We start from the raw sequence: 12,453 nt of genomic DNA on the forward strand, positions 1-12,453 counted from the left end.
TTGATGTCTTTAAATATTAAGAAATATGTTACCAAAACTTACATATTGAAGAGATTTCAAATAGATAAATTATAAATTCAAGTTGTTTTAAAAACTGTTTGATTTAATAGATAAAAAATGATAGAGTGTATTAAAAGTCTTTGACGGAGGTAGAAATAATGTATAAAAAAATAGTAACTTTTTTAGCAGCAGGAGCTCTTTTAGTTGGATGCTCTAGTATAGGAACTGGAAAAAACGATATAAAAAGTATAGAAAAGCAGGAATTTCTATTAACTAATATGTATAAAGATGCAAACATAACTATCGCTTTTGAAGGAGATAGAGTGTATGGATTCTCAGGTGTAAACAGATACTTTGGCGGAGCTAAAATAGATGGAGAAAATATAGAAGTTCTTAATGTAGCTTCTACTATGATGGCTGGTCCAGAAAACAGAATGCAGGCTGAAAGCGGATATATCAAGCTTTTAAATGAAGCAGACAAGATAGAAGTTAAAAATGATAGTATCATATTACTTACTAAAGATAATGAAAAACTAATATTTGAAAAAAAGTAATCAGATAATTTAGTGAAGGTACATAAAAAACTGTAAAATATTTTAGTGTTTTTATATAGAAACAAGCTAAAAATTATTTAGACAGAATAAACTTGATATTATTAATGCAACTGTAACTTTATTGTCACAAGATTGGATTAAATTGAATCAGAATTTCCCTCTATGCAATTAGAGGGATTTGAATTTTTTGTAAAAAATATATAAGGAGAGGAAAATGTCTAAAAGTATTAGCTTGGGTAAAGATCCAGTATGGAAACTGTTTTTAAATTTCTCTATCCCAGCAGTAACAGGTATGATAGTAACAGCTATGTATTCTATTGTGGATGGGATATTTGTAGGTCGTGGAGTAGGAGCAGATGGACTTGCTGCTTTAAATTTGGGGTATCCAATAGTAAATTTTGGAGCTGCTTTAAGTCTGATGTTTGGAATAGGAGGAGCGACCCTTATTTCATTGAATCCGAAAGATAAGGAATTTTGCAATAGATGTTTTTCATATATAATTGTGCTTAATGTCACAGCATATCTTCTTATACTACTTTTAGTTGTATTTTTTAATGAGAGAATAATAAGGCTTATGGGAGCAAATGACAATCTTCTCCCAATGGTAAAAGCATATATGTATCCCTGTACAGCAGCACTTGGATTTTTGATGATATCCAACAGCTTGAATGCTGTAGTAAGAAACGACAAAGCACCAGCTTATGCTTTTATTTCAATGGTAATAGGAGCTGTTACAAATATATTTCTAGATTGGCTTTTCATAATGAAGTTTGGTTTTGGAATATTCGGAGCAGCTACAGCCACAGGAATAGGACAGTTATTTTCAATGCTTTTCCTTGTGAGATATTTTATGAAGCCAGGTTCAAGATTCAAGTTTTCATTTGAAAATCGTATAAAAATGGATGTAATGAAAAAAATAGCAGCTATAGGTTTTCCATCATTTATAATGGAATTTACAGTGGCACTTATAACAATTCTCTTCAATATCTCCTTTATGAAATATAGTGGAGAGATGGGAGTTTCAGCTTTTTGTATAGTTGGATATGTATTTTATATATTCAGAATGCTGTACAATGGAATGGGACAGGGAATACAGCCGATAGTAAGCTATAATTATGGAGAAAATAAATTAGACAGAGTGGAAGCTACATATAAGATAGGGCATAAAATATCATTTGTAATAGCTGTTGTGATACTTATTTGGGTAAACTTCTTTGGAAGCAGCCTTATAAGATTATTCAATGATGACCCTGAACTTATAAAAGCAGCAGGACATGGACTAAGATTGTATGCAAGTGCAATAATCTTTGTAGGAGCTAACTTTATAAATATATCTTTCCTTCAGTCAAAGGATAAATCGAAAGCAGCAAATATACTTTCAGTATTGAGAAGTACAGTATTTGTACTTATAGGGCTTTTGATTCTTCCAAAGTTTCTGGGAGAAAATGGAATATGGCTGGCTTTGCCATTTTCTGATTTGATGACATTCCTGTCGACTTTAGTATTAAAGAAAAAAACAGATATATTTTAGAATGAAGAGAACCAGAATAAAATAAATATAATAAAGCAGATTGAATTAAAAATTAAGTTGTTTTGAAGTGAGCCCAAATTGCTGGATGATATTCAGCAACAAGGGTTCATTTTTTATGAATTAAAATCTATATAAAACATTTGAGAAAATAATTAGTATACAATTTTTCTTAATTTAGTCTAAAGTACTGTAAAAAACAGCATTTAAAATTTTTAATTAAAAGAGTGAAAAAAAACGGGAAATGTACTATAATGAAGAGAGAGAATTGTGCGTAGGGGGAGTAGCAATGGATATAAAAAGAGAGTGGAGAAGAAATAAAAAAGTATTTGCAGCAATTATGGCAATAGCCCTTCCTGCAATAGCTGACTTATTTGTTCAAACACTGTTGGGATTTTTCGACATGATAATGGTTGGAAAACTGGGGCCAGTGGCAATAAGTTCAGTAGGAGTAGGGAATGCTCCAGTGCAGGCAGTTATTCCAGTATTCTTTGCAATAAGTATTGGGACGACGGCGATAGTCAGCAGGGCATTTGGATCAGATAATAAAAAAGAAGGTAAAAATTCAATGGCACAGAGTATAATACTTTCTGTACCATTTTCTATTATTATAGCAGGTCTGTTGCTAGTATTTGGAGGGAATATACTTAGTCTGGTAGGAAGAGCAGATGACATGGATTTAGTAAGAACTACAGAATATTACAGAGCAGTGGTTATGGGATTGCCTTTCCTATGCTTTAATGTGGTATTTGCAGCTGCTTACAGATCAACAAGTAAGTCTACAATTCCTATGGTAGCTAATCTTATAAGTGTTATTTCCAATGTTATACTTAACTATCTTTTTATATTTACATTGGGATTTGGAGTGCTTGGAGCAGGAATTGCTACTACAATAGCAAGAGGAATAGTAACAGTTATCTATATAGTTTTGACACTATTCACAGATAAATTCTGGGTATCTATACCATTCAGTGCTTTAAAATATGATAGAAATATGATAAAAAGAATATTGAAAGTAGGAATACCAGCAGCAATAGAGCAGGGAATATTCAGAATAGGAATGCTTATATTTGAAATGATGGTAATATCATTGGGGACGATGGCGTATACTTCACACAAGATAGCTCTTACAGCTGAATCATTTTCATTCAATATGGGATTTGGATTTTCAGTTGCAGGAACAGCATTGGTGGGACAGCAGCTTGGAAAAAATTCTCCAAAGAATGCTGAAAGAGATGCAAAGGCAACAACTTTGCTGGCACTTTGTGCAATGTCAGCTTTTGGATTGACATTCTTCATACTTCCTGGAACGATAATAGCAATGTTTACTAAGGAGCCTGCTATTAGAGAGATGGCAACAGGAGCTTTAAGACTGGTGTCAATATGTCAGCCATTCCTTGCAGTATCAATGGTATTGAGTGGTTGTTTGAGAGGAGCTGGAGATACTAAGGCAGTTCTTCTTATAACAAGTCTGGGAATGTATCTCATAAGAATACCACTTACATATCTATTCCTATATAAATTAGATACAGGACTGCTGGGAGCATGGGTAGTTATGTCAATAGATCTAGGATTTAGAAGTATAGCTTGCTACAGAACATTTAAAAAAGGAAGATGGAGATACTTGAGTGTTTAATGAATGGAGGTAGTTTTGGCAGAAAAAAAAATAAACTTCAGATATATTGGGTATGGAAATAGTTTTGCAGATGAATATTGGAGAAAAGAGGACAAGGTAGAGAGCAATCTGTACCTTTTTTCTGATAACAGGATGAAATCTGTATTTGTTAAGAAAATGAAAAGAGATATTTTTTCAAAACAGCCAGAGTTTATGACTATGGATGAGTTTAAAGAGAGAATATTCATTTCTGATAAAATAGTATTGAAAGAGGCTAAGAGAATCTTAGCCTTTTATAAGTCTATACCACAAGATATAAAAGATGAGCTTAATATAAAATCATATTATGACATAATAGATTTTGCAAATAACTTTTTTGCATATTACAGAGAAATGAATATAAACGGCATAGAAAAAATTGAGAATATTCATAACTGGCAGGAAAAATATTTCTACTATTTTGACAGAATAAAAGAGTCATTTGATATGCTGTGTCAGAAACATAGCTATATTCCGAATGACTGGCTTGAGAGTATGGAATATTTTCAGGCAAAGTGGATTCAGAAATACAAAAGAATAATTTTTGTAGATATAATAGAATATCCAGAAATATATAAAAGAATAATAAATAAACTATTGGAAGAAAAAGATATAGAGATAATACTTCAGCTGGAAAAGGGAGATTTCAATGAAGAGGGACTTAAAATAGAAAAAATAACTTTACCAGAAGTATCTCCAAGCAAAATATTTGTATATCAGTCTAAAGATGAACTGGAAGAAAGTATGAGCTTGATTTATCTATTTAAAGGTGAGGGAAAAAGTGGGGACATCTATTCTCCTGTTCCTGAAAATAATACTTATCATAATGTTTTTCCAAGATATTTTGGAAAATCTCAGGCTGTAACAATGAATGATACTAAATTGTATAAATTTTTAAATATTCAGCTGAATATTCTTATGAACATGGAAGAGAAACTTGGAAGAGTTTTTTTGATTTCAGCTTTTAAAGATGCTTTCAATGACAGAGTGTTCAGAGAGTATTATTCATTAACTGGGGATGATATAGCTGCTCTCAATAATTTTATGAGAGAGGACTATAAATATATTTCATCTAAGATATTAGATAGCCAGGAATCTCAATGGCTGATTTCTGGAAATTTAGAATTTAGAGATAAGATGGAGAATATATTTTTCGATTTGAATAGTATAATAGAATTGAAAAGTGTAGATGATATATATGAATATTTTAAAAAGCAGATAAATCTTGAAAAATTTATAGAAGAAGAGTACGGAAGTGTTTTTGAGAAATTCTTTGAAATATTTGGAATAATGAAGAGCAATGAAAGTATGAGTATTCATAGTAGTTTTAATACATATTTCGATGGAAGTCTTGGAAGTTCTCTTTTTAGGCTTGTTATTCAATATATGAAAGATATAGTTGTAGCTTCAAATGAAAAAGTAGATTTTAAAAGAGCTATTGTAAAAAATATAGAAGCTGCTAGATTTGCCAGAGAAACTAAGTCTTTGGATAAGGAGAATGAGAAGTTTGTAAAAACTAATTTCTTCATAGATATTACAGGGGATATTCTTCCGGGAAATATAGGGGATAACCTCATATTTACTGAAAAGCAGAGAAAAGATATGGGAATGGTAAGCAGAGAGGAAAAAAGAGAGATAAAGAAATATAGATTTTTCCAAGCAGTTCTCAGTAACAGTAATGCTGTTATTTTTACTAAAAAGAACGAAGATAAAGGAATAGATGTATCACCGTTTTTAGATGAACTATGTATAAAATATGATTTAGAAGTGAGAAGAGTGCCTGTTGATTTAAATGGAAGTATAGAAGCTATTAAAAATGCTGTATCCAGTGATGAAAAAGGGTATTCAGAGTTTGAAATGGAACTGTTTCCAAAAGATAATGAGGATTTTAAAGATGGAAAGCTGAGTATGGGAGCATATGATTACAGTAATTTGAAACAATGCAGACTGAGATTCTATTTTCAGAAAATGAATAATCTGGAATATGCAGTTTCTCCAGAAGAGAGCGATATAAGCAGCAGATTTTTTGGTATACTTATTCATAAAGTACTGGAAGAGATAGTTAAAGGAATGTGGAAAGAGGTAATTTCAAAAGGGAATTTTGAAATTGATAACGTCTACATAACTGAAGTACTAAGCAGACATTTCTCATATAACAGGGCAAAAATACCAGTGCATATGGATAATTATTGCAGTGAGATAATGATACCAATAATAACTGCCAATATAGAAAAGTTTTTCAGCTATATAGAGGCAAAATATCAAAATGTAAAGATAAAGAGATTTCAAGGAGAAAAGGGAGTATATGAAACAAATCCATTTATAGATGGAGATATTCAGATATTTCTAAGAGGAGTAGCAGATCTGGTAATAGAAAGTGAAATTGGAAACGAAATCATAGACTACAAGACTGGAGGAGCTAACAAAGAACAGCTGGATTATTACAGCATAATTCTATATGAAGATGAAAAGAAAGCTCAAAAATATATTTTCAATGTATGGAAAGGAAATATAGAAGTACATGAAGAGATAAAACTTACAAAAGAGGGGTTAAAAGAGGATATAATTGACTTCTTGAAGAGTAGTGAATATTCTCTGGCTGAAAAAACAGGAACATGCAGCAGCTGTGAATATATAAAAATATGTGGAAGGGGGAGATAATTGTGAAAAACAGACTGGTTTTAAAAGCAAGTGCTGGAACAGGAAAAACTTATCGTCTCTCTCTGGAATATGTAGGGGCATTATGCAGAGGTATAGATTTTAAAGATATACTTGTAATGACTTTTACTAAAAAGGCAACTGCTGAAATAAAAGAAAGAATACTTAAATTTCTTAAAGAACTGGAAGAAAATACAAAAGATGGAGAAAGTATAAAAGAAAATTTGAAGAAGATATATCCAGATATGGAATTTAACCATGAAAAAATATCTTCTATATACAGAGATCTGATTCAAAATAGAGATAAATTAAAAGTATATACTATTGACGCCTTTACCAATCTGATATTTAAAAAGGCGATAGCTCCATATTTAAAAATATATTCATATGAGATAATTGATGATGATGAAAATAGAAAAATCCTTATAAAAACATTTCAGAAGATATTTGATAATAAAGATGATTTCAGAGCTTTTAAAGGTTTTCTGGAGGATAATTCAGAAAAAGATATGGAAAATTATCTTACCCTTATAAAAAATCTGTTAAATGAAAGATGGAAAGTTATTGTGCTGGGAGAAAAGCTGAAAGAGAAAAGAAATGGAATGTCAGCAGAAAGCAACTGGAAATACATGGACAGAATAACTGAGATATTAGAGAGGGTATCTAAAATAAAGGATAAATCTTTGGAGGAGCTTTTTAAAACTTCACTGAAAAAATATCTCTTATGTAAGAATGAAGATGAAAAAGAGAGCTTCATACTTGAAAAAAATGGAGATATTCTGGAGAAAGAAGTATGGAATGGAGTAAAAGTAAAATCTAAAAAAGGTGATATAGATTCTGAGCTGGAAGATATGAAATATATCTATGGAGAGCTGAGAGACAACCTAGCTAAGACTATGTACAATAACAGCGTCATTCCGTATGAGGAAAAGCTTCTGTATATTTTAAATAGAATATATGAGGTTTATGATGATATAAAATTCAGAGAGAAAAGATTTACACATTCTGATATCAGCAGCTACACTTTTAAGTATATCAGAGATAAGGAATTGAATTTTATAAATGAAAATGGAGTGACAGATGAATTTTTTGAAATATTAGATGGGAAAATTGATACTATATTCATAGATGAGTTTCAAGATACAAGTATACTTCAATGGAAAATACTAAAAGATATAATTGATCAGACAAACAATGTAATATGTGTTGGAGATGAAAAGCAGAGTATCTACGGCTGGCGTGGAGGAGAGAAAAAACTCTTTGAAAATCTGGAAAAAATAATAGATGGAAAAGAGGAGAAGCTTTTTACCTGCTTCAGAAGTGAAAAAAATATAGTGAGTTTCACAAATATGATATTCTCAAATATTTCTAAAATGTCAGACAGGGAAGAATTTGGAGAAGAACCATGGAATTTCTATGAGGTAAATTCAAAATCAGAAGATGTATCAGGTCATATAGAAGTATTGAGAAAAAAATCAGAGGAAGAAGCTACAGTAATAGATCAGATAATAAAAAGAATAAAAGATAATTTCAATGGAAATTATAGAGGAATAGGAATATTAGGAAGAACTAATAAAGAGCTGGATATGATAGCAGAAAAGTTATCAGAAGCAGACATTCCATATGTTATAGATTCAAATTCCAATATAGTAGATTACAGAGGAATAAATGGACTTTTTTCTTTGATAAATTATCTTGTAAAAAATGATTATCTAGCACTTTTAGATTTTTTCAGATCGGATTTGATAAATATAAGGGTAAAAGCTCTTAAATATCTGATAAAAAATAGAGAAGATGTAGAAAAATATCTCAATATGGAAGAGGCAGAAATTCTATTAGACGGTGTCGATCTTGAAGTATTGGAAATAGTGAGATATATTAAAAAAGAATATCTGGAGAACAATGGAGAAACAAATTTTCTTACTTATGATATTTTGAAAAAAGCTGGAATAGGTGGAAGATATAACAGTAAAAGCGATATTTCCAATATCTATTCTTTTTATAAAATAATAAAGAGCTATAAATATTTTGAGGAATTTATAGTTGAATTTGAAGATAAAAGAAACAGTGATAAATTTAAAAAGATGGTATTGGAAGATGATAACAGCGTCAATATTATGACAATACATAAATCTAAGGGATTGGAATTTGATACTCTGTTCTATTATTACAATCCTTCATCAAGAGGAAGTTCGAGAGGGAATATGAGATTCTTTCTGAAAATGGATAAAGAATACAATGAGCCTGAAAGTTTTCTGATTACTCATGACAAATTCAAAAAAGTTATAAAATCTCTAGGAAGAGAGTATGACTATCTGGCTGATATAGAAATCAAAGAGAAGCATGAAGAGATAAATAACCTCTATGTAGCTCTCACAAGACCTAAAAATAATCTCTATATAGCAGTTGAAAATGATAAGGAAAATCTTTTTTCTGAAGCTCTTTTTATCAGTGAAGATAAAATAGAAGACGGCGATATTGTACCTAATAAAAGTGAAAAGAAAATATCTAAGGAAAAGAAAAGGGAGTTTGTACTTGATTTATCAACTCCAGAGGCTGAATATAATAAGGCAGAAGAAAGCATGGAAAAAGAGAGAGAAAAAATATACTCTCATGCTCTTGGAAATGAGATAAAAAGAGTAAGAGGAACAACAGTGCATTTCTTCTTGGAAAATATTATACATGGGACTGATGAAGAGGTAGCTTTCTCAAAGGAACTTACTTTTTCAAAATTTGCTTCTGTCATAGGAGAAAAGGCTATAAAAGAACTTTTGTCAGATGAGAATATAGAATATATTTTGAATAAAAACAGAGAGATTTTTTCTGATAAATGGGATTTCATATTTCCTGAATATGAAGTATTTACAGAAGATAAGACATTTAGAATAGACAGACTTATGATAAAAATGCCAAATGAGGAAACTAAGGGAACAGTCTATATAGTCGACTATAAGACTGGGGAAACTGATGAAGAACAGATTGAGAACTATAAAGTCCTTGTAGAAAAACTATTAGAAGACAAAAAAATGCTGGATCAGTTTGAGATAATAACAGAATTTATAGAGTATAAATTGTAATAAAAAGGGAGCTGCAATATGATAATAGAGATGAAGGAACATAATCCACAGTGGGCTTTGATGTATGCTGATGAAGCTGAAAAAATAAAAGAAATACTTGGAGATGAACTTGCAGAGATATATCATATAGGAAGTACTTCTGTAGAGGGCTTAAAAGCAAAACCGGTAATAGATATAATGGGAGTAGTAAAAAATATTGATAATGTAGATCAATATAATGATAAATTTATCAAGCTGGGATATGAACCTATGGGAGAGTATGGTATATCTAAAAGAAGATTTTTTAGAAAAGGTGGAGAAAAGAGAACTCATCATATTCACATATTTCAAATCACTGACAGAGAGAATATTGAGAGACACCTTGCAGTGAGAGATTATTTGAGAGAGTACTCAGAAGATGCAGCTGTATATGGAGAGCTGAAATCGGAGTTAGCACAAAAATATCCAAGAGATATAGAAGCTTACTGTGATGGAAAAGATTCCTTTGTAAAAAATTTAGAGAAAAAAGCTCTTGCATGGTATAGAAAGTAGAAATTTAAAGTTTTGACAAGGGAGGGTTTTATGAAAAATATATTAGTGGTTGTTGGAAGCGGAAGAAAAAATGGAAACACAGAACAATTAGCAGATTCTTTTATAAAAGGTGCTGAAGAAGCTGGACATCATGTGAAAAAAGTCTTCTTAGGAAACAAGACAATAAATGGATGTATAGGATGTAATGCCTGCCGTTATGGGAAGCCATGTATACAGAAAGATGATTTTAATGAGATGATTCCTGATATAAAAAACTGTGATTTGCTGGTTTTTGCTTCTCCACTTTTTTTCTGGACAATTTCAGCAAAAATAAAAGCTTTTATTGAGCGTTTTTACTGCATTGCAGAAGAGGATCCAAATCCACCATTGGGAAGATATGAAAAATATCCTGTAAAAGACTGTGCACTGCTTATGACTTCAGCAGATAATTTCTTCTGGACATTTGAACAGGCAGCTTCATATTACCAGTTTACTTTAGTGAATTATATAGGATTTAAAGATAAGGGAATGGTCCTTGCAGGAGGATGCGGAAATACTAATGGCAAGCCTAAGATTAAAGAAACAGGGCATCTTTTAAGAGCATATGAATTTGGTAAAAGAATATATGAATAAAAAAAGAGAATGATTTATTCATTCTCTTTTTGCTTTATAAGCTAATAGTTTAATTCTTTTAACACTGTATCAATCTCTTCACTTTTTTCCTGAGGAGCATTGATAAAAATAAACGTATTTTCTATTCTGGAAATAACCTTGTATTTTGCATTAGCTTTCAATGTAAATCTTGAAGTATTACCCATAGTTTTTTGAGTTTGAACACTTTTATTTCCCTTTGATTTTTCAAAAGTTTCTTTGTTGAGATTATAAGAGCTGACTGCCACATCTACATTTTCAACAACGAAAAATTCAATTTGATAACCATCTTTTCTAGCAATTATCACATCTTTAATCGCTTTAGAAGGATATTGAGATGTAATATTTATTACTTCATATCCATTTTTTCCCATCTTACTTTCAAAATCTTCAACTGTCATAGCTTTTTTACTTCCACAGCCTATTAATGCAAAGATTAATATTGCTCCAATTAAAACTGAAATAATTTTTTTCATGAAATCCCCCTTGATAAGTTTTATAGTTAATTATATCATGGAATATTTGTGAGTTGTTAACTTATTTTGAAGGGAAAAAAGCTTTGAAGAAAAGATTGTAGAAATATTGAAAGAAATGGAGCAAAGAAAAATTTAAATAAAAAAATAAGCTCCTTTACAAAAGTAAGAGGGAGCTTATTCTTTCTCTAATCAAGTTTTATATTTCAATTATATTATTTTGTTATTCGTAAGTCAATATTTTTAGTCTCTAAGTGCCAATGGCATTAAAATATATCTGTAATCCTCTTTTCCTGTTTCAGTTATTTCAAACATAGAAGAAGAACCGCTTCCTTTAATAACTGGATTATCTGAAATATTATCTATATATTCAGCAAGGAATTTACAGTTCAATGAAGATTTAAAATCTTCACCCTCTTTTATCATATTAACTTTTTGGTTAATTTTAGCTTTTCCAGAAAAAGCATTGATTAAAAGAGTTTTTCCTTTAAAATCAAATATAGCACCAAATTTAGCATCTACACTTGTCTTAGCCACTGTTATAACTCTTTTTAAAGCACTTTTTAATTCATCTCTGTTAAATTCCATAACTTTACTAAAAGAATTATTAGCAAGAATACCTTTGAAATCAGGGAAAGGAAGAGCTATAGTCTTGCTTGAGAAATAAGCATTTTCCCAAGTAAGAATAACATTTTCTCCACTAAATCCGATAGTTACTTCTTTTTCTGAATCTTTTAAAAGTTTGCATATAACATTTATTGTATCCATAGGAATAGATATTTCTTTTTCCACATGACAGTTTTTATCAGCTTTCATATAAAGAAGTCTGTAAGAATCTGTAGATACAAGATTAATTTCATTTAATTTGAAAATAACTCTTACACAGTTTATTTGAATGTTATCATTTGTCAGAGAAGCTGCAAACTTAGATTTTTCAAGAAGTTTTACAAGCTCTCCTCCAGTTATAGCAAGAAGCTTGATAGGTGTAGTTTCAGTAATCACAGGGAAAGTTCCCTCTTCAAGTATTGAAAACTCTGCCTGATGTACTGTTATAAACCCATTGTTTAAGATAAATTCAATGTATTCTTCATCTAGCAATTTTATATATTCAAGAAGAAGAAATGGTTTTAAAACAAGGCTTCCCTCTTCTTTAACATCAGCTTCCACTTTTCTTATATGATCTACTTCCAGATTAGTTCCTACAAAAGTAATAAGATTATTTTCAGCTTTTATTTGTAATCCTGAAACAATAGGTTTGATAGGATTATCTTTTAATATATTTGTATATTCAGAAAGTATTGAAATCAATTCCTCTCTTTTTATAGAAAATTTCATTTGTGCCTCCAAA

General features: G+C 30.5%; 9 protein-coding genes. 7 read left to right on the top strand and 2 right to left on the bottom strand.

The window, feature by feature from the left end; genetic code table 11:
* The first annotated feature begins 158 nt into the window (after nucleotides 1-158).
* From C4N20_RS12660 to C4N20_RS12690, 7 genes are all read left to right on the top strand, one after another.
* Nucleotides 159-554, top strand: a complete 396-nt coding sequence (locus C4N20_RS12660; RefSeq protein ID WP_005976917.1) for an META domain-containing protein — start codon at nucleotides 159-161, stop codon at nucleotides 552-554.
* A gap of 214 nt (nucleotides 555-768) precedes the next feature.
* On the top strand, nucleotides 769-2,085 hold the full coding sequence (locus C4N20_RS12665; RefSeq protein ID WP_005976919.1) for an MATE family efflux transporter: 1,317 nt from the start codon (nucleotides 769-771) through the stop codon (nucleotides 2,083-2,085).
* Nucleotides 2,086-2,371: 286 nt separating this feature from the next.
* On the top strand, nucleotides 2,372-3,718 hold the full coding sequence (locus tag C4N20_RS12670; RefSeq protein WP_172453939.1) for an MATE family efflux transporter: 1,347 nt from the start codon (nucleotides 2,372-2,374) through the stop codon (nucleotides 3,716-3,718).
* Between the two features lie 15 nt (nucleotides 3,719-3,733).
* Nucleotides 3,734-6,397: a PD-(D/E)XK nuclease family protein gene (locus C4N20_RS12675; protein WP_005976923.1), complete on the top strand. Its 2,664-nt coding sequence runs from the start codon at nucleotides 3,734-3,736 to the stop codon at nucleotides 6,395-6,397.
* 2 nt (nucleotides 6,398-6,399) lie between these two features.
* Nucleotides 6,400-9,471, top strand: a complete 3,072-nt coding sequence (locus C4N20_RS12680; RefSeq protein WP_005976925.1) for a UvrD-helicase domain-containing protein — start codon at nucleotides 6,400-6,402, stop codon at nucleotides 9,469-9,471.
* An 18-nt stretch (nucleotides 9,472-9,489) separates the two neighbouring features.
* Nucleotides 9,490-10,002, top strand: a complete 513-nt coding sequence (locus tag C4N20_RS12685) for a GrpB family protein (RefSeq protein WP_005976928.1) — start codon at nucleotides 9,490-9,492, stop codon at nucleotides 10,000-10,002.
* 30 nt (nucleotides 10,003-10,032) lie between these two features.
* Nucleotides 10,033-10,614 carry a flavodoxin family protein gene (locus tag C4N20_RS12690; protein WP_005976930.1) on the top strand — a complete coding sequence of 194 codons (582 nt, stop codon included), beginning with the start codon at nucleotides 10,033-10,035 and terminating at the stop codon, nucleotides 10,612-10,614.
* Between the two features lie 41 nt (nucleotides 10,615-10,655).
* Here the strand turns inward: C4N20_RS12690 and C4N20_RS12695 are convergent, their stop codons facing one another.
* Entirely contained in the window at nucleotides 10,656-11,108 is a 453-nt protein-coding gene (locus tag C4N20_RS12695) for a hypothetical protein (protein ID WP_005976932.1), read from the bottom strand.
* Between the two features lie 240 nt (nucleotides 11,109-11,348).
* Nucleotides 11,349-12,440: a DNA polymerase III subunit beta gene (dnaN, locus tag C4N20_RS12700; RefSeq protein WP_005976934.1), complete on the bottom strand. Its 1,092-nt coding sequence runs from the start codon at nucleotides 12,438-12,440 to the stop codon at nucleotides 11,349-11,351.
* Between the last annotated feature and the right edge of the window lie 13 nt (nucleotides 12,441-12,453).

Origin of the sequence: Fusobacterium ulcerans, from assembly GCF_003019675.1 — a bacterium.
Taxonomy (GTDB): domain Bacteria; phylum Fusobacteriota; class Fusobacteriia; order Fusobacteriales; family Fusobacteriaceae; genus Fusobacterium_A; species Fusobacterium_A ulcerans.

Bases quoted from the DNA above. Each gene is read 5' to 3' on its own strand.
- C4N20_RS12665 (WP_005976919.1), top strand. From the start codon at position 769: ATGTCTAAAAGTATTAGCTTGGGTAAAGATCCAGTATGGAAACTGTTT.
- C4N20_RS12690 (WP_005976930.1), top strand. From the start codon at position 10,033: ATGAAAAATATATTAGTGGTTGTTGGAAGCGGAAGAAAAAATGGAAAC.
- dnaN (WP_005976934.1), bottom strand. From the start codon at position 12,440: ATGAAATTTTCTATAAAAAGAGAGGAATTGATTTCAATACTTTCTGAA.
- C4N20_RS12660 (WP_005976917.1), top strand. From the start codon at position 159: ATGTATAAAAAAATAGTAACTTTTTTAGCAGCAGGAGCTCTTTTAGTT.
- C4N20_RS12695 (WP_005976932.1), bottom strand. From the start codon at position 11,108: ATGAAAAAAATTATTTCAGTTTTAATTGGAGCAATATTAATCTTTGCA.
- C4N20_RS12670 (WP_172453939.1), top strand. From the start codon at position 2,372: ATGGATATAAAAAGAGAGTGGAGAAGAAATAAAAAAGTATTTGCAGCA.
- C4N20_RS12685 (WP_005976928.1), top strand. From the start codon at position 9,490: ATGATAATAGAGATGAAGGAACATAATCCACAGTGGGCTTTGATGTAT.